Origin of the sequence: Amycolatopsis camponoti (genome assembly GCF_902497555.1) — a bacterium.
Lineage (GTDB): Bacteria > Actinomycetota > Actinomycetes > Mycobacteriales > Pseudonocardiaceae > Amycolatopsis > Amycolatopsis camponoti.
In genome coordinates, this window is sequence record NZ_CABVGP010000002.1 from 628464 (window position 1) to 651962 (window position 23499).

Genomic DNA, 23499 nt, shown 5'->3' on the forward strand with positions numbered 1-23499 from the left:
TATGACGGCCGTCAAGTCAGGTTGCCGACGCAGGTGTGCAGCAGGTCCGCCAGGTAGCGCCGCTGATCCGCCGACAGGTCGCCGAGCATCTCTTCTTCGACCCGCGTGATCAGCTCTTCGGCGGCGCGCAGCTTCGTGCGGCCGGACGTCGTCAGTGCCACCGGTCGCGCCCGGCCCGTGCTCGCCTGCTCGGCCACGGTGACCAGTCCCGCCGACCGCAGTCCGCCCAGGACGTCCCGCAGCGACTGCCGGGTGACGAACGTGATCCGCGCCAGTTCGGCCGACGACGCGCCCGGGTGGTCGTCGAGCGCGCGCAGCACGGCGTACTGCGACATCGACAGCTCCAGTGGCCGCAGCCGGTCCGTGCAGGCCTGGTTGAGCGCCTGCTGGGCGCGTTTGATCAGGTAACCGGGTCGATCGCCGGTCCGGGATTGACTCATGACAGGAACCTTACACATCCTGCTGCTTGGGTAAGGATCCTGACATCGCGGCGGACTCGCGTCGATACCGCCATCAACGCGACCGTCGCCGGGCCCTCAGAACTTCGTGTTCTCCCGCCAGTGCCGGAACAGTCCCGCGTCGCCGGAAATCGTCAACCGCGGGTCGTCCGCGGCGATGCGCCCGGTCAGCGCGAGGAGCAGGTCGGCGGCGCGGCCCGCGACAACGACGTCGGCGTCGGCCTGCTCGAGACTCACCTCGACGCCCGACGGTGTCCGCCGGGCGAGCCAGGCCAGATCCGGTGCGGTGGCCCGGAACAGCAGGGTCTCGCCGGTGCCGCGCAGCGACGTCCGGTCCAGCGCCGGGTGCTCCAGCTTCGAGAAGACAGCCACCAGGTCGAGGCCTTCGGCGATCCCGTCCGCGGCCAGATCGCCGTCGACTTCGTACGGTTCGCCGGTCGCGAACGCGGCGTCCGCGCGGTGCACGACGGTCTCGTGGGTGAGCCGGCGCGTCCAGAAACCGGCGCGGCGATCGGGCGTCCAGGTCGACGTCGGCGTCTCGGGGCCGACGTCGGTCACCGCCTCGACGAGCCGCTCCGCGCCGTCGACGAGCCAGTCGCCGAGAGCGTCGAAGCCCGGTGGGTCGTCGACGGTGACGGCGTCGAACGGCACGTACTCCGTGGGCCGGCTCGCGATGATCGCGGCCGACTTGTGGTAGGCCAGCCCGACGTGGCAGGTCAGGTCACGCAGGGTCCATTCGGGACAGGTCGGGACGCGCACCTCCGGGCCCGCGCCCTCGATCGCCATCCCGAACAGCTCCGCCTCGGCGATGAGCGCCTCGGCCAGCCGGTCGTGGCTCAAGGATTTCACCCGGCCACCGTAGTGGGAATCGAGGCCGCCGTGGGAGGGTTTTCAGCCGCTCCGGCCCGACTCCCGCAGCCGGGCGGCCCGCGTCAGGAGATACCGCTGCTCCGGGGTGTTCGTCGTCCGCGCGACCGCGGCGTCGTAGTGCCGGACGGCGCCGTCGACGTCCCCGGCCAGCTCCAGCAGGTGCGCGCGGACGGCGTCGAGCCGGTGCCCGGCCAGCTCGACGGTTTCCAGCAGCGCGAGCCCGGCGTCGGGCCCGTGCACCATCGCCGTCGCGATCGCGCGGTTGAGCGTCACCACCGGGTTGTCCGTCAGCCGCTCCAGCCGCCGGTAGGTCCGCAGGATCCGGTCCCAGTCGGTGTCTTCGACGCGCGGCGCGATGTCGTGCGCGGCGGCGATCGCGGCCTGCAGCCGGTACTCGCCCGCGTCGCCGAGGGCGAGCGCCTCGGTGACCAGCGCGACGCCTTCCCGGATCTGGTCACGGTCCCACTTCGCCCGGTTCTGCTCAGCCAGCGGCACCAGCTCGCCGGAGGGCCCGGTGCGGGCCGGGCGCCGCGCGTCCGTGAGCAGCATCAGCGCCAGCAGACCGGTGACCTCGCCGTCGGCCGGCAGCATCGCGTGCAGCAGCCGGGTCAGCCGGATCGCCTCGCCGGACAGCTCGGTGCGGTGCAGACGACCGCCTGCGCTGCTCGTGTAGCCCTCGTTGAACACGAGGTAGAGCACGTGCAGCACAGACCTCAGCCGGGCTTCGCGTTCTTCGCTCGCGGGCAGGCGGAACGGCACGTCCGACGCCTTGATCTTCGCCTTGGCCCGGGTGATCCGCTGCGCCATCGTCGCTTCCGGGACCAGGAACGCCCCGGCGATCTCGGCCGTGGTCAGGCCGCCGACCGCGCGCAGGGTCAGGGCGATCGCCGACGCGGGCGTGAGCGCCGGGTGGCAGCAGAGAAACAGCAGCACGAGGGTGTCGTCGCGATCCGGGACATCCGGCGGCGGTGGTTCGAGCGCCGCCGCGTCTTCCCGGCGGCGACGGGCCTGGTCGCTGCGGAGCTGGTCGGTCAGCCGGTTGACGGCGGCCTGGATCAGCCACCCGCGCGGGTTGTCCGGCAACCCCTCGGACGGCCAGTGCCGCGCGGCCGCGAGCAGCGCTTCCTGGACGGCGTCCTCCGCGGCGTCGAAGTCGCGGAACCGCCGCGCGACGACGCCGAGGACCTGCGGCGCGAGCGTCCGCAGCAGGTCCTCGACCTCGACGGCGGCCATCAGGCGGGCGCGCTCATCACCTGGCGGACCTCGATCGGCTGCCCGATCGGCACCCCGCCCGGCCCGGGTGCGGCCGAGGCCTGCGCCGCGATCTCCAGCGCGCGCTCCTCGCTTTCGACGTCGACGATCCAGTAGCCGGCCAGCAGCTCCTTGCCCTCCGGGTACGGCCCGTCGGTGACCACGGGGCTGGTCCGGCCGTCGGAGACCACCGTCTTCGCCACGTCGGGGCCGGCCAGGCCCTGCGCGTCGACGAGCTCACCCTTGTCCCGCAGTTCGGCGTCGAGCGCGTGCTGGAAGTCGATGTGCGCGCGGATGTCCTCCGGCGGCCATTCGCCCATCGGCAGGTCGCACGCGGTGCTCCCGCTGTAGCTCATCAGCAGCATGTACTTCGCCATGATCGGCTCCTTCTTCGGCGCCCCGGTGGCGCGTTCACGGGAAAGGACGGAGTCCGGCCCGCGGTCTCTACATGGTTCGCCGATTTTCCAGCCACGTTTTCGCCAGCCGCTTCGGCGCCCGGCACAACCAGGCCTCGACCAGCACTTCTTCGAGCGTCGGCAGGTCGACCCGGTCGAGCTCGACGAGGATCGCGGGGAAGCCGCGGAAGTGCGGAGTCGTGAAGAAGACGGCCGGGTCGTCGGCGACCAGCGCGTCCTTGACCCCGACGTCCGGCACGTACGCGCAGAGCACCGGCCCGGAGGGCGCCCGCGCGCCGAGCGCCTCGACGTCGCCCTTGCGCAGCGGGCGCTCCCAGGCGAAGCCCTTCTTGCCGACCTGCCACGCCAGATATCCGCGCGAGCTGTCCTCGGCCACCTCGGGCAGCCCGCGCGCGATCCGGCCGACGTCGTCCCAGCTGACCACGGCGATCAGGATAATCGCCGAAGTGACCGAGGACCTGAGACGCGCTCGCCGGGGAGTTTCCGTCGTCTTCGCCGTCTGCGGCGCGGCGTTCGCGACCTGGCTGGCGCGGGTGCCGGCGGTGCAGGAGCAGCTGGGCCTGACCACGGGCCAGCTCGCGACCGGCCTCTTCGGCCTCGCCCTGGGGTCGGTGGTCGCGCTGGTGGCGGCGGGGGCGCTGCTCACCCGGATCGGCAGCCGCGCGGCCGTCGTGCTCGGCGCAATCATCCTGTGCGGCGGGCTCCCGCTGGTGGCGTTCGCGTGGTCGGCGCCGGTGTTCGTCGCGGCGCTCGTCGTGCTCGGCGTGGGCAACAGCCTGCTCGACGTCGCGATGAACGCGCACGCGGCTCGCGTCGAGGAGGGCTACTGTCGCCCGATCTTCGCCGGCTTCCACGCGTTCTGGAACATCGGCGGCCTCGCGGGTTCCGGCGTCGACGCGCTGATGGAGGCCCTGCACGTCCCGGTTGCGGTGCACTTCCCGATCGCCGCCGCGGTGCTGCTCGCGCTGGCGCTGTGGGGGAGGGCGCGCTTCCTGACCGGAGCCGACCGCGGCCAGGGCGACGCGGCGTTCGCGTGGCCGAGCCGGGCACTGGTGCCGCTCGGCGTGATCGCGTTCTGCGGGTTCGTCGCCGAAGGCGCGGTCAACAGCTGGAGCGCGGTGTACCTCGCGGACGTCACCGGCGCGACGCCCGCGCTCGCGTCGCTGGGTTACTTCGCCTTCTCCGGGACGATGATCGCGGTCCGCCTGGTCGCCGACCGGGTGGTGGCGCGCGCCGGCGCGGTGCGGTTCGTCCGCGTGGCGACCACGATCGCGGTGCTCGGCTTCGCCGTGGTCCTTTTCGCGCCGTGGCCGGTCGCGGTGGTGTCCGGCTTCGCGGTGGTCGGCCTCGGCGTGGCCGGGATCGTGCCGATCGCGTGGAGCGTGGCGAGCCGCAAGCAGGCGGACGCGCCGGGGCGCGCGGTCGCCGCCGTCGCCGCGTGCGGGTACCTGGGTTTCCTGGTGGAGCCGGTGCTGGTGGGGGCGCTGGCGACGCGGATCGGCCTGCACTGGGCGTTGTCGTCGGCGGTCGTGGTGACCTTCGGGATCTTGTTCCTGGCGCCTTCGCTGCGGGTCCGCGAGCCGGCGCTCACGCGCTGAGGAGCCGCTTCAGTCCTTCAGCGGACGGCGTGCCCGGCGCCGCCGTGTAGACGAGGAGCCGGTGCTCGTGGCCGGGGACGGCGAGGATCTCGCAGTCGAGCTCCAGCGGGCCCGCGACCGGGTGGACGGTCCGCTTGGTCAGCGTCCGCTGCACGACGACCTCCCGCTCCGCCCACAACCGGGCGAACTCGGGGCTGTCCCCGAGGAGGTCGTCGACGAGTGAACGAACGGCGTGATCCGCCGGGTACCGCCCGCTCGCCCGCAGGTCCGCGACACACAGCCGGGCCAGGTCCAGGCGGTTGCCGGTGATCGTGTCGCCGGTGTCGAACAGCCGGCGCAGCCGGTTTCGCCGCCGTGGTGACCACGCGGCCGGGTCGCCGATCAGCGCGACCAGCATCCGGTTCCAGGCCACCAGGTCGTAGCGCGCGTCGATCACCATCGCCGGCACGTCGCCGAGGCGGTCGAGCAGCCGCAGGACGTTCCCGGGTACCGGCCGTGGCGAGGGCACCGGAGCCGGACGCGTCAGCCGCCGCAGGTACGCCTGTTCGTCGCCGGTCAGGCGCAGCGCGCGGCCGAGCGCGGTGAGGACCTGGTCCGACGGCTGCGGTCCGCGGCCCTGTTCGAGCCGCAGGTAGTAGTCGACGGAGATCCCGGCCAGCAGCGCCACCTCCGCGCGCCGCAGCCCCGGCGTCTGCCGCCGTCCGCCGGGCACGAGGCCGACGTCGGCGGGCTGTAGCCGGGCTCGCCGGCTACGCAGGAACCCGCTCAGCTCCGCCCTGTCCACGCCTCCATCATCACCCCGCGCCGGGGTGGTACCGCCAGTGCCTACCCCGTTCCGTCCACGCGGGACGAACCTTCGGACATGACGATTCTGGTGACCGGCGCCCGCGGGAACATCGCCCGCGCGCTGGTGGGACAACTGCTCGAAGACGGACACGAGGTGCGCGCGGCCGGTCGCGACCCGGGCAGGGCGCGGCTGCCCGGCGGGGTCGAGGTGGTCGCCGCCGACCTGGCCCGGCCCGAGAGCTGGGACGCGGCCCTGGACGGCGTCACGAAGGCGTTCCTCTACGCGGGCACGGCCGGGCTCGCCGGGTTCCTCTCTCGGGCGGGCGGCCTGGCGCAGGTCGTGCTGCTGTCCGCCCTGGGCGCGGATCCCGCGTCGGAGGACGCCATCACCCGCGCCCACGGCGAAGCCGAGCAGGCCGTCCGGGATTCGGGGATCCCGTGGACGTTCCTGCGCCCTGGCGGTTTCGCGGCCAACCGGCTGATGTGGGCGGAGTCGGTCCGCGACGGCGTCGTGCGCGACCCGTTCCCCGACTCGCACGCGGCGTTGATCCACGAAGCCGACATCGCCGCCGTCGCCGCGTGCGCGTTGACGTCCTCCGGCCACCTCGGTGCGGCGTACGCCCTGACCGGGTCCGAATCGCTCACGGTGCGGGACCAGGTCTCGGTACTCGGCCGCGTGGCCGGACATCCGGTCCGGCTCGAGACCCAGGATCTCGGCGACTACCGCCGTGAGCTCGCGGCGGCGTTCGAGGCCCGCGGGCTCGGCCGCGTCGGTTCGGCGGAGGTGATCGAAGCCCGCATCCGGCGGCTGGCCGCCCTGGTGGACCGGCCGCAGGCGACGACGGAGACGGTCCTGGCGGTCACCGGCCGTCCGGCGCGAAGCTTCGCGGAGTGGGCCGGCGACCACGCCGGGGACTTCGCGTGAGTCAACCTTCGTGTTCCCTCAGCAGCCGGCGGACGGCCTTCCGGTCGCCATCGACCGTCATCCGACCATCGGCGATCGCCGCGTCGAGGTCCTGGGGCCGTTCGAGGAGTGCGTTCAGCGTCGGCGGGTCGGTCCGGATCGTCGCGTCGGGTGCGGCGGGTTCGCCCGGCTCGACCGTCAGCCGGCCCGGTTCGGTGCGGACCGTCCACACGCGAGCGTCCAGTTCGACGCGGTAGCGGGCCGTCGCGCTGGGGCGCGCGGAGCCGCGGAGGAAGAGCAGCATCGACGTCGCGCCGAGCGTCGCCGGCCGTGGGAGGGGGACGCGGGCGGCCCACGCCCCCAGCGCCAGCACGATCGGCTCCAGCTCACGACCCCACTCGGTCAGTTCGTAGACCGTCGACGCCGCCGGGGGCGGCAGCTTCCGGCGGGTGACGACGCCGTGGCCTTCGAGCTCGCGGAGCCGGTCGGTGACCAGGTTGGAGCTGGCGCCGGGCAGCGCGCGGCGGACGTCGGAGAAGCGCTGGGGCCCGAGCAGCAGCTCGCGCACGACGAGCAGCGCCCAGCGTTCCCCGACGACGTCCAGCGCGCGGGCGGTGGCGCACGCGTCCCCGTAGCTCCGGCTCGTCGGCATGGTGCCAATCTACAACTTGGAGGTTGTTTTTAACAACTAGCGGCGTACGGTGGCAGCCATGGCCAATCCGGTAGTGCACTTCGAGATCATCGGCACCGACCCGGCGCGCTTGCGCGGGTACTACGGCGAGCTGTTCGGCTGGGACTACGACACATCCGGGCCGGTGTCGGACCAGGTGTCGGAAGCGGGCAACTACGGCTTCGTCGAAACGGAGACCATCCCGGGCGGCGTCGGCGGCGGCGCGGGACACGAGAGTCACGTGGTGTTCTACGTGGGCGTCCCGGACGTCGCGGCGGCGCTGGCCGAGGCCGAACGCCTCGGCGGAACGCGTCGGATGGGCCCGGACCGCGCGCCGGGACGGGACCTGGTGGTCGCCCACTTCTCCGACCCCGAAGGCAACCTGATCGGGCTCGCCGGCCCGGCTTAGAGGTCTGGCGCCGTGCCTTGGACGTCGGCGCGGCAGGCTTCGAGGAACCGGTCGCCGGACTCGCTGATCCCCGTCAGCACGTGGTCGAGGCTGGCGCGCCGCACCGCCGTCTCCCCGGAGTCCAGTTCGGCGAGGATGGCGTTCACCCCGTTGCGGGCGACTTTCCACAGGTCCTTGCCGCGGCGGCGGGGTTCGTCGGTGCCGAACAGGGCGACCTGGTTGTGCGCTTTGCGCAGCTCGTTGCGCCGCTCGCGCCACCGGGCCTCGACCTCGTCGCGATTCTCCGGTCGCAGTGTGGCGAACTCCGACCGGATCAGCTGGAACGCCTCTTCGCCCGCGTTCGACATGCCCGCGTAGGCCTTGACCCGTTCGTCACGCAGCCAGTTGGCGTGGTCGGCCGCGCGCTTCTGTGCCTCGGCGTGCCGAGTCGCCTTGAGCTTGCGGCCCTCCACGAGCGTCGTGGTCAGCAGCGTGAGCACGACGCCGCCGAGCGTCGCTCCCACGGTGATCAGCTGCGTGGTCGTCCCCGAGTCCATGGCGGAATTGTCCAGCACTCGCGCGCGGAGGTTGACCTCGACCTTGCTGGAGCTTCAAGACTGGTGTCATGACGATCTGGATCTGCGGAACCTGCGGGGTCGAACACCCCGACACCGACCAGCCCCCGGCGGGTACCTGCGCCATCTGCGCCGACGACCGCCAGTGGGTGCCCGCCTCCGGGCAAGTGTGGACGACCCTCGACAAGCTGTCGGCCGGCGGCCACGACGTGGTGCACGAGGAGCCGGAACCGGGACTGCACCGGTTCAACCGCGAGCCGCCGTTCGGCATCGGCCAGTGGACGCACCTGGTCCGGACAGCGGAGGGCAACCTGCTGTGGGACCCGCCGAACCACCTCGACGCGGCGCTCGCCACCCGCGTCGAGGAACTCGGCGGCGCCGCGGTGATCGTGGCGAGCCACCCGCACATGTACGGCTCCCAGGTCAGCTGGAGCCACCGGCTCGGCCGAGTCCCGGTGCTGGTGCACGCCGCCGACCGGCAGTGGGTGCGGCGCGAGGACCCGGTGATCCGGGAGTGGTCCGGCACCGAACGGGTCCTGCCCGGCGTGACGCTGGTCGAGGCCGGCGGCCACTTCCCGGGCGCGGCGGTGGCCCACGTCGAGAACGAGACGGGCGGAACCCTGCTGGTCGGCGACACGATGCTGCCGGTGGCGGCGGCGGGGTGGGTGACGTTCATGCGGAGCTACCCCAACCGGATCCCGCTGTCGGCCGGACTGGTGCGGCGGATCGTGGACCGGCTGGAGCCGTACGAGTTCGACCGCCTCTACGGCCTCCTGGGCGGCAAGATCCTGGGAGATGCGAAGGGGGCGGTCCGCCGGTCGGCCGAGCGCTACATCGAGTGGGTCAGCGGGGCCAACGACCACCTCGGCTGAGGGGGCGGTCGGCGGCCGACTCGGGGAGGCGAGTCCGAGCAGGCCGACTCGGTTCCAGGTGCGCTGGCCAGGCGGCGCCGACGCCAGCCGCCCGGCCACGGTTTCCGGGCGGCCGTCGGGTCGCCCCGATGGCGTCCGACTCGGCTCCGGCGGCGCCCGCTCTGCGATGCCGATCGTGGCTGACGTTGGTTTCGGGTGGCCGCCGGGGCCGGATGGCGGCGGACTCGGTTTCAAGTGCGTCGGCCAACCGCCGCCAACGTCGGCCGGTCGACCGCCCACCTTGACTCCGGGCGGCCGCCTTGGTTCCGAGGCGGCCGCCACCGAACAATGTCGCGTGATCGACCACCACTCCCACCAGGCATCGAGCCGATCAGCCGCGCAAGCGCGTGTTGAGCCGCGCGGCCTGCCGGGTCAAGTGGTCGCGTTCCGCGAGGTTCGGTGCCTTCTGCGCCGCTTCCGCGTACAGCCGCGCGGCCGTCGCCAGGTCGCCGTCGCGTTCGTGGAGGTACGCCGCCACCGCCGCGTGGCGGGGCAGCGCCTCGTCCAGTTCGGCCAGCGCCGCCAGGCCGGCGCGCGGTCCGTCGGCCTCGCCCACCGCCACCGCGCGGTTGAGCCGGACGACCGGGCTGCCGGTCAGGCTCGCGAGCTCGTCGTACCACTCGACGATTTGCACCCAGTCCGTCTCCTCGGCGGTCGGCGCGTCGGCGTGCAGAGCCGCGATCGCCGCCTGGGCCTGGAACTCGCCCAGCCGGTCGCGGGCGAGCGCCGTCTGCAGGATCGCGACGCCCTCGGCGATCGCGGAGGTGTCCCACCGGCCGCGGTCCTGCTCGGCGAGGGGCACCAGGCTGCCGTCGGCCGCGGTCCGCCCGGCGCGTCGCGCGTGGTGCAGCAGCATGAGCGCCAGCAGCCCCGCGACCTCGGGGTGGTCGATCGCGGCCGCGAGCTGCCGGGTCAGCCGGATGGCCTCGGCGGACAGGTCGACGTCGCCGGAGTAGCCCTCGTTGAAGACCAAGTAGAGGACGCGCAGCACGGTCGCGACGTCACCGGGCTGGTCGAACCGCACCTGCCCGACCGTGCGCTTGGCCCGGCTGATGCGCTGCGCCATGGTCGCTTCGGGGACCAAGTAGGCCTGCGCGATCTGGCGGGTGGTCAGCCCGCCGACCGCGCGAAGCGTGAGCGCGACCGCCGAAGACGGCGTCAACGACGGATGCGCGCACAAGAAGTACAGCTGCAGCGTGTCGTCCGCGGCGGCCGCCGGCCCGGGCGCCGGCTCGACGTCGACGAGGTCCTCACGCCGCCGGCGGGCGGTGTCCGACCTGGTCGCGTCGAGGAACTTGCGCCAGGCGACCGTCACCAGCCAGCCCTTCGGATCGCCCGGCGGTTCGGCCGGCCAGACGCGGAACGCCTCGACCAGCGCGTCCTGCACGGCGTCCTCCGCCGACGCGAAGTCGGCGCCCCGCCGCACGACGATGCCGAGCACGTGCGGCGTCAGGCTCCGGAGCAGGACCTCGTCCACCGTTCACCCGACCTTTTCGGCCAGCTCGACGATGATCCCCGCGGGGCCACGCAGGTAGCAGAGCCGATAGTTGTCCTCGTACTGCGCGACCTCGCCGACGAGCTCGGCGCCGTGCTTCCGCAGCCGCTCGACGACGTCGTCGAGGTCCGCGACCTCGAACAGGATGTGCCGGAGGCCGGGCGTGTTCGCCGGCGCGGCCGAGTCACCGGCCGGACCCACGGGCGTCTGGTACCTGATCAGTTCGAGGCATCCGTGACCGTCCGGGGTCCGCATCATCGCGACGTCCGAGCGGACCCCGGCGAGCCCGGTGATGAGGTCGACCACGCGGCCTTCGACCGTCATCTCGCCCTGAAGCTCCAGCCCGAGCTCGGTGAAGAAGGCTTTGGCGACGCCGAGGTCCTCGACGACGATGCCGACGTGTTCGAGGCGAGCCGGCACACGGTTGGCACTCATGTCGATCTCCTTCTCAAGCCTGCTGGCGTTCCTTCTGCCGCTGCATCAGCTCTTCGACGGCGCTGGGCAGCGTCGTCTCGAAGTCGATCAGCTTGGCCCACGTCGGCGTGACCACGATCCGGACCATGCCGTCGTAGAGCGACCGCACGCCCGCCTCCCACTCCACCCGCTGCTCGGGCGTCATCTGGTAAGTGCCGTTGAACTGCAGGTACTCGTCCGGGATGCCGTCGACCACGTCCAGCTCGACCGTGCCGCGGATCAGCAGGATCTTCGGCGGGTGCACCTCGGTGTCGATGGTCAGGGCGACCGCCGGGTGCCGACGCAGCGCCGGCAGCTTCGGCGCGTTCGTCGACGTGCAGAGGACGATCTCCGAGCCGTTCCAGGTGAAGCCGATCGGGATCGAGCGGGGCGTGCCGTCGAGGGCGGTGTAGGCCAGCCTCGTCAGATCCCGGCCCAGCAGCTCCCGGCTGAGCGGGCGGTTCAGGACTTCGTCGATGGCGCTCTGGTCCATGGCGGTCTCCTCGTCGATCGGCGGTGCGTTCGAGCCGGGGACGGAGCTGTGGGCGGTTTCTCGACAACACTTGATTGTGACGCAGGTCACTCGGTGATGGTCTGCATCGGGCCCCAGAACGGACGCACCTCGAGCCACTCGCACACCGGCTCGCCGCCCGCACCCGGGGCGGCCGACAGCTCCGCGGCCAGCTCGAGGGCGCGCTCGTAGCTGTCGACGTCGATGACGGTCCAGCCGGCGATGAGGTCCTTCGTCTCGGCGAACGGGCCGTCGGTGACCGGCGGGCGCCCCTCGCCGTCGAACCGGACGAACGTTCCCTCGGGGGTGAGCGCCTGGTGCTCGACGAACTCGCCGGTCTCCTCGAGCCGGGTCCCGAAGTCCTGCATGTACTTCACGTGGGCCGTGATCTCCTCCGGCGTCCACTGGTCCATGGGCACGTCGTTGCCCGAAGCCGGGGCGCCGCGGTAGTGCTTGAGCAGCAGGTACTTGGCCATGGTGGTTCTCCTCGGTGCGGGTGCGGCCCATCTTGGCCGCGTTCGGCACGGGGACGCAGCCGGGCACGGGATCTCGACATCACCGGCCAGGTTTTTCCCGGCGGCCGCGATCAGGCCGTCGGGCGGCCGGCTCCGGCGTAGTCGTCGCCGTTCTTGCGGTAGGAGTGCACCTGCACGGCCTGGCCGGTCTGCGGCGCGTCGATCATCTGCTGGTTGCCGATGTAGAGCCCGACGTGGTGGATCTTCGTCGCCGGCTCGCCGTAGAAGATCAGGTCGCCCAGCTGCGGATCGGTCACGTGCGGGACGCTCCGGAACTGCGTGTCGGCCGTGCGCATCAGCTTGACGCCGGCGCTCCCGTACGCCGCCGTCGTCAAGCCCGAGCAATCGAAGCCGGGGTCGTTGCCGCCGGTGCCGTTGCCGCCCCAGATGTAGGGGAGGCCGATCTTGTCGATGGCGAAGTTCACCGCGCTCAGCACCGCCGGGTTCGGCGGGGCCGCGCCCTGGCCGACCGTGCCGTAGACGTTGACCGTGGCCAGCGTCCGGTGCAGGAGCAGGGGAGCCGACTGCAGCTTCGCGACCGAGTCCCACCACGGCTGGCCCTGGGACAGGTCGGTGCCTCCGTCGCAGAGCGCGCGTCCGATGGTCAGCGCGGCGTCGTCGATGTTCTGGACATCGGGCTTCCCGCCGGTGTAGCTCGCCTGGTACTTCGCCCAGATCGCCGGGGCGACCTGCATCGGACCGGCGGCGTTCGCCGTCGAGACGACCTTGTCGTAGAAGTCGCGCACCTCGATCGTGCCGAGCGGCTTGTCCAGCACGCCGGTGGTGCCGATCTGCCCGCCCTGCGCGCGGCCGTGGTCCGTGGTCACTTTCCCGACCGCGGCCAGCGTCACCCACGACAGGTGGCAGCCCGGGACGTCCTTGCCGATTTTCGTCGTCGCCTTCGCGTAGCCGACCATCGCGCGCAGGGGGACGTCGAGCCACTGGCTGGTCTTGGACGCCCAGGCGTCGAACTCACTCGCTTCGGGCACCTTCGGCGGCGCCGACGTCCGCGGCGGCGTGGTCATCTTCGGAACGGACGTCGACTGCGCGACCGTCGCGGCGGCGTTCGTCGTCTCCTGCTGATCCGGCGCGAACCGGACGCCGACCACGAGCGCGGCGGCGACCACGACCACCGCGGCGACCACGACGGCGGCCTTGCGCCGACGGGGCTCAGCCTTCTCCCCGGTCTCCTCCACCGGCACGACCTCGGGCTCGTCGCTCACCGCGCGGCCCCGGTCAGCCGGTCGAGGACGAAGCCGCGGAGGCCGTCGAGGTCGGTGTCCATCGCGACCTCGATCGGGCGGCCGGGACTGAACTGCGGATCGTCCTCGCCGAGTCGTCGCCGATCGACCAGGGTCTGGCCGCGCGCCGGGCCCAGCCCGCAGTCGACGTCGACGCGGTAGGTCTCGGTGTGCAGGATCCCCGGTGAGATCGCTTCCGCGACCGCGACGGCGTCGTGCATGACCATCCGGTCCTCGCCGAACACGCGCGTGTAGTGCTGCCGGTAGGTGGACGTGAGGCCTTCGAGGGTGGCGCCGATCGGACCGGACGCCGCGAGCTTCGCCAGCCAGTCGGCGTCGACGGCGCAGCGGTGCGTGAGGTCGAGCGGCACGAGCACGACCGGGACGTCTTCCTCGACCAGTACGCGGCGAGCCGACTCGGGGTCGCTCCAGATGTTGAACTCGGCGGCGGTGGTGCTGTTGCCGAAGGTGACCCCGCCGCCCATGATCACGAGCCGCGCGATCTTCGCCGCGGCGCCCGGGTGGGCGGCCAGCAGCGCGGCGATGTTCGTCAGCGGCCCGATCGGCGCGATGGTCACCGGCTCGTCGGCGGCTTCGAGGAGGTCGAGCATCAGGCGGACGGCGTCGCGCTCTTCGAGGGGACGGGTCGCCTCGGGCAGCGTGTAGGAGTGGCCCGACAGGCCGTCGCCGCCGTGCACCTCTTTCGCGTCACGCGGCTTCGAATAGACCAGCGGTCGCGCGGCCCCGGCGGCCACCGGCACGTCGGCGCGGCCGAACAGCTCCAGCAGCCGGCGCGCGTTCGAGGTCGTGCGGTCCAGCGGCACGTTGCCGAAAACCGACGTCACACCCAGCAGGTCGACGTCCGGCGACAGCGCCGCCAGCGCGATCGCCAGCGCGTCGTCGACGCCCGGGTCGGTGTCGATGATCAGCTTCGTGCCCATCCAGCTCCCCTTGCCTGTGAACCCGTCCCGCACACAGGTTACGGTCACCGGCATGACGTCGATGTGGGGTGCGCCCGCGCTGTCGCGGGTGCGGGCCTGGCGGCGCGCACGGCGCGATCCGCGGCAGGCGAAGTTCCTGACCGCCGACTCGCTGCGCTGGGTGCTGCGCAACCGCGCGTACACGCCCTGGTACCTCGTCCGGTACTACCGGCTGCTCAAGTTCCGGCTCGCCAACCCGCACATCATCCTGCGCGGCATGCTCTTCCTCGGGAAGGGCGTCGAGATCCACTGCCGCCCGGGCTACGGGCGGCTGGAGATCGGCCGCTGGGTCCACATCGGCGACGGCAACGCGATCCGCTGCCACGAGGGTTCGCTGCGGATCGGCGACAAGTCCGTGTTCGGCCGCCAGAACGTCATCAACTGCTACCTCGACATCGAGCTCGGCGCGGCCACGCTGGTCGCCGACTGGGTGTACATCTGTGACTTCGACCACGTCATCGCCGACATTCACGTGCCGATCAAGGACCAGGGCATCGTGAAGTCGCCGGTACGCATCGGGCCGGACACGTGGCTCGGCACGAAGGTCAGCGTCCTGAAGGGCACCCGCATCGGCCGCGGTTCGGTACTGGGCGCGCACGCGGTCGTCCGCGGCGACATCCCGGACTACTCGATCGCGGTCGGTGCGCCGGCCCGTGTGGTCCGCAACCGCGAAGAGGATTACGCGGCCGACGCTGCTCGCCGTGAAGCCGTCGCGGACATGGCGCGGAAGGCGAACAAGGCGCTGCAGAAGACCCTCGAGCAGTAGATCTACTCAGGTCTTTCGTCTTCCCGCCGGACATACTGACCGGGTGGGGGAACTTCGGACCGCGTGGTCCTCGGTCGTGCTGGCGCTGTGCGCCGTGGGCCTGCTGCTCGTCGTGCCGTACTTGTTCTTGCAGGGTTTCGTGGCGAGCTTCCCGCTGTTCGGGTCGGGCGGTCACGCGGGCGACGGCTACCTGACCTGGGCGGCCTGGCTCGGCGCCGGGCTACCGCTGGTGGGCGTGACCGTCGCCGCTCTCGGGCGGCGTCGCGGATGGACGTGGTTCTTCGGGGTCTGCCTGGTCCTGGCCGTCGCGGTCGCCGGGATGAACTGGGTCGACCACGTCCGCCATGCGCCGCCGCCCCCGCCGGAGCCGCGCCACTGCGTCGAGCGCAGCGGCGGCGACAACGAGTGCCCGGGCGACTGAGCTACTCCTCGAACGTCATCTCGGGCGGCGGCCGCCGGAAGCCACGGGTGATCGCCGCCAGCACGACGACGCCGATCGCGAGCCAGACCAGCCCGAACACCAGCGCGATGCCGTCCAGGTTGACCAGCAGCCACAAATCGACCACGGCGCCGATCACCGGGAAGACCACCCAGGTCAGGACGTGTTTCCCGGCCCGGTCGCGCAGCCACGTCGCCAGCACGCTGACGTTGACGAACGTGAACGCCGTGAACGCCCCGAAGTTGATGAACGACGTCGACGTGCTGACGTCCAGCGACAACGCGACCAGTCCGACGAGCCCGGTCAGGACGATGCCGAACACGGGCGTCGCGAACCGCGGCTGGAGCTTGCCGAAGATCCGCGGCAGGACGCCGTCGCGGCCCATGGCGAACATCAGCCGCGACGCGCTCGCCTGCGCGGCGATCCCCGACGCGAACTGCGCGACGACCAGACCGGCGAGGAAGAACGACGCGAAGAGGTTGCCACCGATCGTTGTCGCGATTTCGAACGCGGCGGACGACTCGTCGGTGAACGCGCTGCCCGGGTGCGCGAGCTGGGTGAAGTAGGCGAGCACGATGAAGATGCCGCCGCCGATCAGCGCGGTCAGCAGGATCGCGCGGGGGATGGTCCGGCGCGGCTCTGTCGTTTCTTCGGTCAACGTCGTGACGGCGTCGAACCCGAGGAACGAGTACGTCGCGAGCGCGGCGCCACCGGAGATCGTCCCCAGCGTGCTGCCCGGGTGGAAGAACGGGTGGGTGCTCGCCAACGAGCCGCCGACATGCAGCACCTGCTTGACCGAAAGAACGACGAAGAAACCGATCACGAGGATCTGGAAGGCCATCAGCACGAAGTTCGCCTTCTCGGCGATCTTGATGCCGAGCACGTTGAGGATCGTGGTCAGCAGGATAAAAGTGATCAACCAGAGCCAATTGGGCACCGACGGGAACTCGGCCGACAGGTAGGCACCGCCGATCAGCCAGATCACCATCGGCAGGAAGAAGTAGTCGAGCAGCACGGCCCAACCGACGAGGAACCCGGCGCGCGCGTCGACCGATTTCCGGACATAGGTGTAGGCCGAGCCGGCGACGGGGTGGGTCGCGGCCATCTTCCCGTAGCTCGCGGCCGTGAACAGCATCGCGACCAGGGCGAGCAGGTAAGCCGAGGGCACGGTGCCGTCGGTCGACGTCGCGACGATGCCGAACGTGCCGAGCACGATCAGCGGAGCCATGTAGGCGAGCCCGAACAGGACGACGCCGGGCAGCCCGAGCCGGCGCTGCAGGGCGGCCGGGGCCGCGGCCGTGGAGGTCATCGGTCGTCTCCTTCTCGTGGACGCCAGCGGTCCGGGTCGATGCGGCCCTGGTAGAGCGGCAGGTCGAGGGGCGCGTCCGCGGACGTGAACTGCGCCCACATGCGGTTGGTGCCCGCGGTGCCCACGCGGCGAACGCGCGCCACCTCGTCGAGGTCGATCGTGTCGGCGAGAACGCCTTCGGCGCTGCCGGGCAGCGCGCCGAGCACGTCGCCTTCGGGTCCGACGAGCAGGCTGTCGCCCATCCCGAACGGCCCGGCCGTGTTCACGCTGGCGACGAAGACCTGGTTGACGATGGCGTTCGCCCGGGCCAGCACGAGCTCCTGGGCGCGGTCGGGGGTCGTGGTCTGGACGGGGTTGAGCACGACCTCGGCACCCATCCAGGCGAGGTGCCGGGTCACTTCGGGGAACCAGGCGTCGTAGCAGATGGAGAACCCGACGCGGCCGGCCTCGGCCAGATCGGCGACGACGAACCGGTCGCCGGGGTCGTAGGGCTCGTGCGGTCGCCAGGGGAAGACCTTGCGGTACCAGCCTGCCAGCTCGCCTCGCGGGGAGAAGACCAGCGCGGTGTTGAACAGCTCGCCGTGGTCGCCTTCTTCGCAAACGGTGCCGGGCGCCAGCCAGATCCCCAGGTCGCCGGCCAGGTCGGCGAGTGCTTTGGTCCGTTTTCCGGCCAGGGGCTGGGCGGCGGCTCGGAGCTGCTCGGTGCGTTCGTCGCCTTCGCTGTCGACGCCGCAGAGGTGCAGTTCGGGGAAGGCGATCAGGCGCGTGTCCGGGAACCGGCCGAGGACGGCTTCGACCTCACCCGCGAACCCGTCGTCTCCGACGGGCCGGGGCGGCGCTTGCACCAAGGCGATCGGCAGGGGGCGCGGCATGGACGAAAAATAGTCCATCTTGAACACTTAAACAAGAGTGCTCAAGATGAGCAGTTTGTGCGGTACGGTCGGTTCATGGCGACGGCAGACCTGAGCGCCCCGGCTCTGACCGGCATCCGGCGGCTGTCCGCACTGGACACCGTCCGCGCTCGCATCGCGCTCGCCGTGGAACTGAGCCTGCTGAAGCCAGGGGAGCGACTACCGGCGAACGCCGATATCGCGCGAGCGCTCGGGGTCGCCGAGATCACCGTGCGGAGGGCCCTGGAGTCCCTGGCCGGCGACGGCCTGATCGAACGTCGCCGCGGCCGAAGCGGTGGAACGCTCGTGGCCGCGGATCCGCCGGCGGAGCGAGTCCGCGAGGTCGGCGCCTACCGCGAGTCGGCGCCCGAGGTTCGTGACCTGATCGACCACCGCCTGGTTCTGGAGGTGGGTTTGGTCCAGTTGGTGGCGAAACGATCACCGGACCTCCCGCGCTTGCGGACGTTGGTCGCCCGCATGGACACGGCGACGGGCTGGGCGGAGTTCCACGAACTCGACGCGGAGTTCCACCGAACGGTGGCGGCTCCCGCCCCGGCGGCCGTGGTGGCGCAGTACGAGACGGTGCTGGCCGAGCTGTACCGGTTCTACCTGCCGTACCCGATGGCAAAGCTGCGCGAGTCGAACCGCGACCACGCGCGCTTGGTGAAGGCACTGGCAGCGGGCGACCCGGACGCGGCGGCCCGGGTGACCAGAAAGCACGTGCGCGGCCTGCACCAGACGATGTTCGTCGGCCTCGACGCAGGGGACTCGGCGACGACCGATAGTTGACGACGGCCTCGGCTGCACGGGCTCGGCCCGGCAAAGGCCGGAAACCGGCAACAGCTCGGTCGATCGGCAAAGCTCTGGCCGGCGATCGTCAGAATCCGGCCACGGTTGGGTCGGCGGGCAGCCTGGATCGCTTTGGCGATCGCCGGGTTTCGGTTGTGGCTAGCTCGTCGGCCACCTCTAGGAGCCGGTCACGCCGATCGGCCGGGCGCTCCGGATGCGGCAGAAGATCGGCGGCGCACTCATGACCGTCGACGACGACGCCCACGGCTCGCTGTCCTCACTCCCGTGCGCCGACCCCGCCGTCACTTTCTTCGACACGGGTCAGACGACGTCGAAATCGTGCCCGGGCGCGCCGGTCCCCACGCTGTGACTCAGCGGGGTCGCAGCTGCTCGCGGACCTCCATCAGCGCGAAGCCGAGCAGGTTCAGCCCGCGCCAGTAGTCCGGCTTGGTCGCGTTCTTCTCCTCGCGCGCGAGGCCGGTGCCCCACACCAGGTCCTTCTTCGACGCCTCGACGATCACCGCTTCGCCCGTCCCGAGCAGGAACCGGCGCAGGTCGCGGTGAGCGCGGAACTTGGCCAGGTTGCCGTCGACGACGATGTCGAACCGGTGCCGCTCCCAGGTGGCGGCGTCGAACCCCTCGACCTCGCGGCCGAGAACCTTCGCCGTCTTCGCGTCGGGCGTCTCCCGGATCAGCGCGGCCTTCTCGTGGTCACCGAACAGCGCGGCCTTGCCGGCCATCATGTAGTGCTCGGCGGTCGGGTAGACGACGCCGTCGGCCTCGAACGGGTCGACCCACCACTGGCTCAGGCAGCTCGACGTCACCCGCCCCGACTTCGTGGGCGTGTGCCCGTAGAACAGCAGGTATTCGGGCTCCGCACCCTCGTGGACCTTTTCGCGCAACGCCTCGACACTGCGGACCCCGTCGACCTTCACCATCCGCCTAGTGGACCACGGCCTTAAAGCAGGAAGTGGAACAGGGGGCTGCCCGGCTCGATCCGCTCCACCTGAAGGGGGCTCGCGTCCATCCGCGCCAGCAGGCCGGGGAGGTCGGATGACCGGGCGATTTCCACGCCGACCAGGGCCGGGCCCATCTCGCGGTTGGTGCGCTTGACGTACTCGAAGCGGGTGATGTCGTCCTCGGGCCCGAGCACCTGCTCGAGGAACCGCCGCAGCGCGCCCGGCTCCTGCGGGAAACCGACCAGGAAGTAGTGCTTCAGCCCTTCGTGCATCAGCGAGCGTTCGAGGATCTCGCTGTAGCGGCTGACGTCGTTGTTGCCCCCGGAGACCACAACGACGACGGTCTGCCCCGGCTCGACCCGGACCACGGAGCCGAGCGAGGCCGCGGCCAGCGCCCCCGCCGGCTCGGCGATGATGCCGTCGGACTGGTACATCGCGAGCATCTCGGTGCAGATCGCGCCCTCGGCGACCGACGTCAGCTCGGCGCCGCTCTCGCGGATCAGCGGGTAAGTGACCGCGCCGGCCTGGCGCACGGCGGCGCCGTCGACGAACGTGTCGAGCTCGGACAGCCGCACCGGGTGTCCGGCGTCCAGCGCAGCGGCCATGCACGCCGCCCCCGCGGGTTCGACGCCGACGACCCGGACGTCCGGGTGCCGCTCCCGCAGCCAGCTGCCGACGCCGGCGAGGAGCCCGCCGCCGCCGACCGGAACGACCACGACGTCCGGGATGAAGCCGAGCTGCTCGATGACCTCCAGAGCGACCGTGCCCTGGCCGGCGACGGTGCGGACGTCGTCGAACGCCGGCACGAGCGTCGCCCCGGTCCGCTGCGCGTCCTCGTTGGCCGCGGCGAAGGCGTCTTCGTAGGTCTCGCCGACGACGATGACCTCGATGTGCGCGCCGCCGAGCGTCGCGATGCGTTCGCGCTTCTGCCGCGGCGTGGTCCCCGGGACGTACACGCGCCCGTTCGCGCCCAGCCGCCGGCACGCGTACGCGACGCCCTGGGCGTGGTTTCCGGCGCTGGCGCAGACGACGCCCAAGGCTCGAGTGGTGTCGTCCAGCTGGACGATGAAGTTGTAGGCGCCGCGGATCTTGTACGACCGGACGGTCTGCAGGTCTTCGCGCTTCACCCAGACCTGGGCGTTCACCCGGGACGACAGCCGCGCGCTCGGCTCCAGCGGCGTGCGGGTCACCACCCCGGCCAGCCGCTCGGCGGCCTTTTCGATGGTCGCCGCGGTCACCGTGTCGATGTCGTGCACCTCGATGAATCTACGACTCGCGCGTGACAGGCAACCGTCCGGCCCTCCGGCCGCATCAAAGGGGTGACGAACAGGACAGGGGGCGCCGGTGAACGACTTCACCGAGTACGTGACGGCACGGTCGGCTTGGCTGCGCAAGGTCGCGTACCTGCTCTGCGGCGACTGGCACCGGGCCGACGACCTGGTCCAGGCGGCGATCACCCGGCTCTACGCGAGCTGGCCGCGCGCCGCCCGGGCGGACAACCTCGACGGTTACGTGCGCCGCACGCTGGTCAACGTGTACTTGGCCGAGCAGCGCACGGCGTGGTGGAGACGGGTGGATCTGCGCGGCGCCGACCACGACTCGCCACCGGCACCCGGCCCGGACCTCGATTCGGCGCTCGACCTGCGGGCCGCGCTGGACCGGCTGCCCGCGCGCCAGCGGGCGACCGTCGTCCTTCGCTACTTCGGCGACCAGTCGGTCGCCGAAACCGCCCGGGCCCTCAGGTGCTCCGAAGGCACCGTCAAGAGCCAGACCGCGAAAGCCGTCGACACGCTCCGCGGCCTGCTGGCCGAACCCATCCGGGAGGGACGGGCATGACCGACCACGAGCTGGCCACCAAGCTGAAGGAACTCGCCGACGCGCCCGCGCCGCCGCCTCGGATCGACCTCGATCGCGCCCGGCGGCTGGGGGGACGTCGTCGTCGCGCGCGGACCACGGCGCTGGTCGTCGGCTGCGCCGCGGTGGTGACGGCCGCGGGGCTGACGGCCGTGTCGGTGTTCCGGACCACGCCCCCGCCGGCGCCGCCCGCCGTCCTGCCCACGCCCGCCCCCGTCGCGCCGGCGCCCACCGACAACCCGCTGGTGGCGAAGGCGAGCTTCGGCTGGCTGCCGGAGCCGATCACGGGCATCGAGTACGGCTCCGGCGGCCACGGCGACTACGCGCTGGCCATCGGCCGCGGCGATCTGGCGCCGATGATCTGGCTCGCGGTGTACGACCAGGAACCACCGTTGGACCGCAGGCACGACATGGGCGGGCGGGCGGTGCGCGTCCCGGTCCGGGTCGGCGACCGCGACGGCTACTGGGTCACGACCGATGCGCGGGACCCCCTCAACCAGGGCAACAGCTACCTGCGCTGGCCGACCCCGGACGGCCGCTGGGCCGAGCTGAACGCCTACTACCTCGCGCTTCCCGACCTGCAGCAGGTCTTGCTGCGCGTCGCCGGCGAAGTGAAGTTCGCGAACCGCGCGGTGCCCCTGCCGCTGCACGTCACCGGTCTGCCGGAGACGTTCCGCGTCGCCGACGTCAACCTGTGGCGCCGTCCCGACGCCGACAACGTCCCGTGGCGGGCGGTGCTGCAGTACTCGTCGAACGGCGCGTTGGCGACGATCACGGTCACCCTCCCCGGGGGCCGCGCGGACGGCCTCGGCACGCCGGTGTGCACGACGAAGAACGGGCTGCGGGCGTGCGTCGCGATCGACCACCCCCAGGCCGCGGGCGTCACTTCGCAGGAGCTGCTGAGCCGGATCACGCTGCTCGGCCCGGACGAGTCGAAGTGGACGACGCACGTGATCAGCCCTTAGGAACCGCCGGGTAGGGGACGAAGGTGCTGGTGTTCTCGTCGACGGTGAGCTGCTTGCCGATCGTCGGGAAGGCGCGTTGGGAGCAAGCCGGCCGTTCGCAGACTTTGCAGCCCATCCCGATGGGTGTCGCGGCGGCCGGCTCGTCCAGGTCGAGCCCGGTCGAATAGACGAGCCGTCCGGCGTGGCGAAGTTCGCAGCCCAGACCGACCGTGAACGTCTTCCCGGGGCTGCCGTACCCGCCGATGTTCCGCGAGATCGTGCGCGCGATCCAGAAGTAGCTCTTCCCGTCGGGCAGGGTCGCGATCTGCGTGAGGATCTTCCCCGGCTGGGTGAACGCCTCGTAGATGTTCCACAGGGGACAGGCGCCGCCCACCCGGGAGAAGTGGAACCCGGCCGCGGACTGGCGCTTCGACATGTTCCCGGCCCGGTCCACCCGCACGAAGGAGAACGGCACCCCGCGCTGCTTCGGACGTTGCAACGTGGACAGCCGGTGGCACACGGTCTCGAAGCCGACGCCGAAGTGGTCGCACAGCCGCTCGATGTCGTAGCGGAACCGCTCGGCCGTGGCCAGGAACGGTCCATAGGGGAGGATCAGCGCCCCGGCGAAGTAGTTCGCCAGGCCGACGCGGGCCAGCGAGCGCGCGGCCGGTCCGGAGAACGCCCACGAGTCGGCCAGCTCGGTGATCAGGTCGTCGTACTCGAGCAGCGCGATCTGCGAAGCCATGCGAAACGCCTGCTGCCCGACGCGCAGGCTCGGTGCCAGCCGCAGCACACGGGTCACCGGCTCGTAGCGGTGCTGCTGACCGGCGGATTCGTCGATCCCGTCGCTGGTCACCTCGACGCCGTAGCGCTGCCAAAGCCGTTCCTTCAGGGCGCCGAGCACCTGGCCGCGCTGCAGCGGGATGTCGGCCGCCATCTTCTCGGCGCGTTCGTCCAGTTCGGCGACGTAGTTCTCGCGCTCGTAGAAAAAGTCCCGGACCTCCTCGTGCGGCAACGGTGCCGCCGCGCTGCCGTGCAGGCCCAGGCCGTTTTCCGTGGTCAGCGCGGCGGTGCTTTCGACGGCGTTGCGGTAGCTGCGGTGCAGCTTGACCAGCGCCTGCGCGAGGGCAGGCAGGTTCGTGGCCAGCTCGTTGAGCTCGCTCATCGTGACGTCCACGCCGAGAACCTCGTCGAGCAGGGCTTCCTTGACGTCGGCGACCAGCCGGGACGTGTCGTTGTTCGCGAAGAACTCGGTGTCGACCCCGAACGCCTGCGTGATCCGCAGCAGCACCGGGACCGTCAGCGGTCGCGAATTGTGCTCGATCTGGTTGAGGTAGCTGGGTGAGATCTCCAGCACACGAGCGAGGTCGGCCTGGCTCATCGACCGGCTTTCGCGCAAGTGGCGCAACCTCGCTCCGGCGAAAGTCTTCTCCATTCGAGCCCACCTCTCCGGAAGGTTTCCGGTCCTGAACGGTTACGTGAACGGTCAAGAACGCGGATTTTCGTGGCAGTTGCGAAACGGCTATT

The 23499-nt window shown here is 71.4% G+C and carries 29 protein-coding genes; 10 read left to right on the forward strand and 19 right to left on the reverse strand.

Going from position 1 to position 23499, the window contains the following annotated elements; genetic code table 11:
- Window positions 1-11: 11 nt before the first annotated feature.
- From AA23TX_RS23445 to AA23TX_RS23465, 5 genes are all read right to left on the reverse strand, one after another.
- Window positions 12-440, reverse strand: coding sequence for a MarR family winged helix-turn-helix transcriptional regulator (locus tag AA23TX_RS23445; RefSeq protein WP_155545015.1), 429 nt, complete (start codon window positions 438-440; stop codon window positions 12-14).
- A gap of 96 nt (window positions 441-536) precedes the next feature.
- Window positions 537-1307 carry a maleylpyruvate isomerase family mycothiol-dependent enzyme gene (locus AA23TX_RS23450; protein WP_155545016.1) on the reverse strand — a complete coding sequence of 257 codons (771 nt, stop codon included), beginning with the start codon at window positions 1305-1307 and terminating at the stop codon, window positions 537-539.
- Between the two features lie 42 nt (window positions 1308-1349).
- On the reverse strand, window positions 1350-2561 hold the full coding sequence (locus tag AA23TX_RS23455) for an RNA polymerase sigma factor (protein ID WP_155545017.1): 1212 nt from the start codon (window positions 2559-2561) through the stop codon (window positions 1350-1352).
- Entirely contained in the window at window positions 2561-2956 is a 396-nt protein-coding gene (locus AA23TX_RS23460) for a YciI family protein (RefSeq protein ID WP_155545018.1), read from the reverse strand. Before AA23TX_RS23460 ends, AA23TX_RS23455 begins: the two co-directional genes overlap by 1 nt.
- 67 nt (window positions 2957-3023) lie before the next feature.
- Window positions 3024-3419 carry an MmcQ/YjbR family DNA-binding protein gene (locus AA23TX_RS23465; RefSeq protein ID WP_155545019.1) on the reverse strand — a complete coding sequence of 132 codons (396 nt, stop codon included), beginning with the start codon at window positions 3417-3419 and terminating at the stop codon, window positions 3024-3026.
- Window positions 3420-3441: 22 nt separating this feature from the next.
- Between AA23TX_RS23465 and AA23TX_RS23470 the strand changes: the two genes are divergently transcribed.
- Entirely contained in the window at window positions 3442-4593 is a 1152-nt protein-coding gene (locus tag AA23TX_RS23470) for an MFS transporter (RefSeq protein ID WP_155545020.1), read from the forward strand.
- Here AA23TX_RS23470 and AA23TX_RS23475 read toward each other — a convergent pair.
- Complete coding sequence (locus AA23TX_RS23475; protein ID WP_155545021.1) at window positions 4583-5377, reverse strand: helix-turn-helix transcriptional regulator; 795 nt, start codon at window positions 5375-5377, stop codon at window positions 4583-4585. The two genes, AA23TX_RS23470 and AA23TX_RS23475, sit on opposite strands and share 11 nt — an antisense overlap.
- A gap of 78 nt (window positions 5378-5455) precedes the next feature.
- On the opposite strand from AA23TX_RS23475, the gene AA23TX_RS23480 reads away from it, so the two are divergent.
- Window positions 5456-6304, forward strand: coding sequence for an SDR family oxidoreductase (locus AA23TX_RS23480; protein ID WP_155545022.1), 849 nt, complete (start codon window positions 5456-5458; stop codon window positions 6302-6304).
- A 1-nt stretch (window position 6305) separates the two neighbouring features.
- On the opposite strand, the gene AA23TX_RS23485 is transcribed toward AA23TX_RS23480, so the two are convergent.
- Window positions 6306-6935 (reverse strand): winged helix-turn-helix transcriptional regulator, encoded by a 630-nt coding sequence (locus AA23TX_RS23485; protein ID WP_155545023.1) that lies wholly within the window; start codon window positions 6933-6935, stop codon window positions 6306-6308.
- A gap of 58 nt (window positions 6936-6993) precedes the next feature.
- On the opposite strand from AA23TX_RS23485, the gene AA23TX_RS23490 reads away from it, so the two are divergent.
- Window positions 6994-7362: a VOC family protein gene (locus AA23TX_RS23490; protein ID WP_155545024.1), complete on the forward strand. Its 369-nt coding sequence runs from the start codon at window positions 6994-6996 to the stop codon at window positions 7360-7362.
- Here AA23TX_RS23490 and AA23TX_RS23495 read toward each other — a convergent pair.
- Window positions 7359-7898: a hypothetical protein gene (locus AA23TX_RS23495; RefSeq protein WP_155545025.1), complete on the reverse strand. Its 540-nt coding sequence runs from the start codon at window positions 7896-7898 to the stop codon at window positions 7359-7361. The genes AA23TX_RS23490 and AA23TX_RS23495 overlap by 4 nt on opposite strands.
- Before the next feature lie 68 nt (window positions 7899-7966).
- Between AA23TX_RS23495 and AA23TX_RS23500 the strand changes: the two genes are divergently transcribed.
- Complete coding sequence (locus tag AA23TX_RS23500) at window positions 7967-8788, forward strand: MBL fold metallo-hydrolase (RefSeq protein ID WP_155545026.1); 822 nt, start codon at window positions 7967-7969, stop codon at window positions 8786-8788.
- A 370-nt stretch (window positions 8789-9158) separates the two neighbouring features.
- Here AA23TX_RS23500 and AA23TX_RS23505 read toward each other — a convergent pair whose 3' ends face one another.
- The 6 genes from AA23TX_RS23505 to AA23TX_RS23530 form a co-directional block, all read right to left on the reverse strand.
- A complete protein-coding gene (locus AA23TX_RS23505; RefSeq protein WP_155545027.1) occupies window positions 9159-10304 on the reverse strand; it encodes an RNA polymerase sigma factor in 1146 nt (381 codons plus the stop codon).
- A gap of 3 nt (window positions 10305-10307) precedes the next feature.
- Window positions 10308-10757, reverse strand: a complete 450-nt coding sequence (locus AA23TX_RS23510; RefSeq protein ID WP_155545028.1) for a VOC family protein — start codon at window positions 10755-10757, stop codon at window positions 10308-10310.
- Between the two features lie 13 nt (window positions 10758-10770).
- Window positions 10771-11268, reverse strand: coding sequence for a pyridoxamine 5'-phosphate oxidase family protein (locus AA23TX_RS23515; protein ID WP_155545029.1), 498 nt, complete (start codon window positions 11266-11268; stop codon window positions 10771-10773).
- Window positions 11269-11354: 86 nt separating this feature from the next.
- Entirely contained in the window at window positions 11355-11762 is a 408-nt protein-coding gene (locus AA23TX_RS23520) for a YciI family protein (protein WP_155545030.1), read from the reverse strand.
- A 110-nt stretch (window positions 11763-11872) separates the two neighbouring features.
- Window positions 11873-12997, reverse strand: a complete 1125-nt coding sequence (locus AA23TX_RS23525; protein ID WP_155547252.1) for a C40 family peptidase — start codon at window positions 12995-12997, stop codon at window positions 11873-11875.
- Window positions 12998-13020: 23 nt separating this feature from the next.
- The gene (locus tag AA23TX_RS23530) at window positions 13021-13983 is read right to left on the reverse strand and encodes a nucleoside hydrolase (protein ID WP_155545031.1); all 963 of its coding nucleotides are present in this window, start codon (window positions 13981-13983) and stop codon (window positions 13021-13023) included.
- 52 nt (window positions 13984-14035) lie between these two features.
- On the opposite strand from AA23TX_RS23530, the gene AA23TX_RS23535 reads away from it, so the two are divergent.
- The gene (locus tag AA23TX_RS23535; protein WP_155545032.1) at window positions 14036-14788 is read left to right on the forward strand and encodes an acyltransferase; all 753 of its coding nucleotides are present in this window, start codon (window positions 14036-14038) and stop codon (window positions 14786-14788) included.
- 43 nt (window positions 14789-14831) lie between these two features.
- A complete protein-coding gene (locus AA23TX_RS23540; RefSeq protein ID WP_155545033.1) occupies window positions 14832-15209 on the forward strand; it encodes a hypothetical protein in 378 nt (125 codons plus the stop codon).
- A 1-nt stretch (window position 15210) separates the two neighbouring features.
- Here the strand turns inward: AA23TX_RS23540 and AA23TX_RS23545 are convergent, their stop codons facing one another.
- Both AA23TX_RS23545 and AA23TX_RS23550 read right to left on the reverse strand, forming a co-directional pair.
- A complete protein-coding gene (locus tag AA23TX_RS23545; RefSeq protein WP_155545034.1) occupies window positions 15211-16536 on the reverse strand; it encodes an APC family permease in 1326 nt (441 codons plus the stop codon).
- Window positions 16533-17408 carry a carbon-nitrogen hydrolase family protein gene (locus tag AA23TX_RS23550; RefSeq protein WP_155545035.1) on the reverse strand — a complete coding sequence of 292 codons (876 nt, stop codon included), beginning with the start codon at window positions 17406-17408 and terminating at the stop codon, window positions 16533-16535. The genes AA23TX_RS23545 and AA23TX_RS23550 overlap by 4 nt, the downstream gene beginning before the upstream one ends.
- Before the next feature lie 75 nt (window positions 17409-17483).
- Between AA23TX_RS23550 and AA23TX_RS23555 the strand changes: the two genes are divergently transcribed.
- Both AA23TX_RS23555 and AA23TX_RS23560 read left to right on the forward strand, forming a co-directional pair.
- The gene (locus tag AA23TX_RS23555; RefSeq protein ID WP_155545036.1) at window positions 17484-18215 is read left to right on the forward strand and encodes a FadR/GntR family transcriptional regulator; all 732 of its coding nucleotides are present in this window, start codon (window positions 17484-17486) and stop codon (window positions 18213-18215) included.
- Between the two features lie 196 nt (window positions 18216-18411).
- Window positions 18412-18585, forward strand: a complete 174-nt coding sequence (locus AA23TX_RS23560; protein ID WP_277875447.1) for a hypothetical protein — start codon at window positions 18412-18414, stop codon at window positions 18583-18585.
- Between the two features lies 1 nt (window position 18586).
- Here the strand turns inward: AA23TX_RS23560 and ybiA are convergent, their stop codons facing one another.
- Together ybiA and ilvA are read right to left on the reverse strand one after the other, a co-directional pair.
- Window positions 18587-19153, reverse strand: a complete 567-nt coding sequence (gene ybiA, locus AA23TX_RS23565) for a riboflavin biosynthesis intermediates N-glycosidase (protein ID WP_155545038.1) — start codon at window positions 19151-19153, stop codon at window positions 18587-18589.
- A gap of 20 nt (window positions 19154-19173) precedes the next feature.
- Window positions 19174-20430, reverse strand: a complete 1257-nt coding sequence (ilvA, locus tag AA23TX_RS23570) for a threonine ammonia-lyase IlvA (RefSeq protein WP_155545039.1) — start codon at window positions 20428-20430, stop codon at window positions 19174-19176.
- An 88-nt stretch (window positions 20431-20518) separates the two neighbouring features.
- On the opposite strand from ilvA, the gene AA23TX_RS23575 reads away from it, so the two are divergent.
- Together AA23TX_RS23575 and AA23TX_RS23580 are read left to right on the forward strand one after the other, a co-directional pair.
- Window positions 20519-21010: a SigE family RNA polymerase sigma factor gene (locus tag AA23TX_RS23575; RefSeq protein ID WP_155545040.1), complete on the forward strand. Its 492-nt coding sequence runs from the start codon at window positions 20519-20521 to the stop codon at window positions 21008-21010.
- Complete coding sequence (locus AA23TX_RS23580; protein WP_155545041.1) at window positions 21007-21993, forward strand: hypothetical protein; 987 nt, start codon at window positions 21007-21009, stop codon at window positions 21991-21993. The genes AA23TX_RS23575 and AA23TX_RS23580 overlap by 4 nt, the downstream gene beginning before the upstream one ends.
- Here AA23TX_RS23580 and AA23TX_RS23585 read toward each other — a convergent pair.
- On the reverse strand, window positions 21983-23407 hold the full coding sequence (locus tag AA23TX_RS23585; RefSeq protein WP_155545042.1) for a short-chain fatty acyl-CoA regulator family protein: 1425 nt from the start codon (window positions 23405-23407) through the stop codon (window positions 21983-21985). The two genes, AA23TX_RS23580 and AA23TX_RS23585, sit on opposite strands and share 11 nt — an antisense overlap.
- Window positions 23408-23499 lie beyond the last annotated feature (92 nt).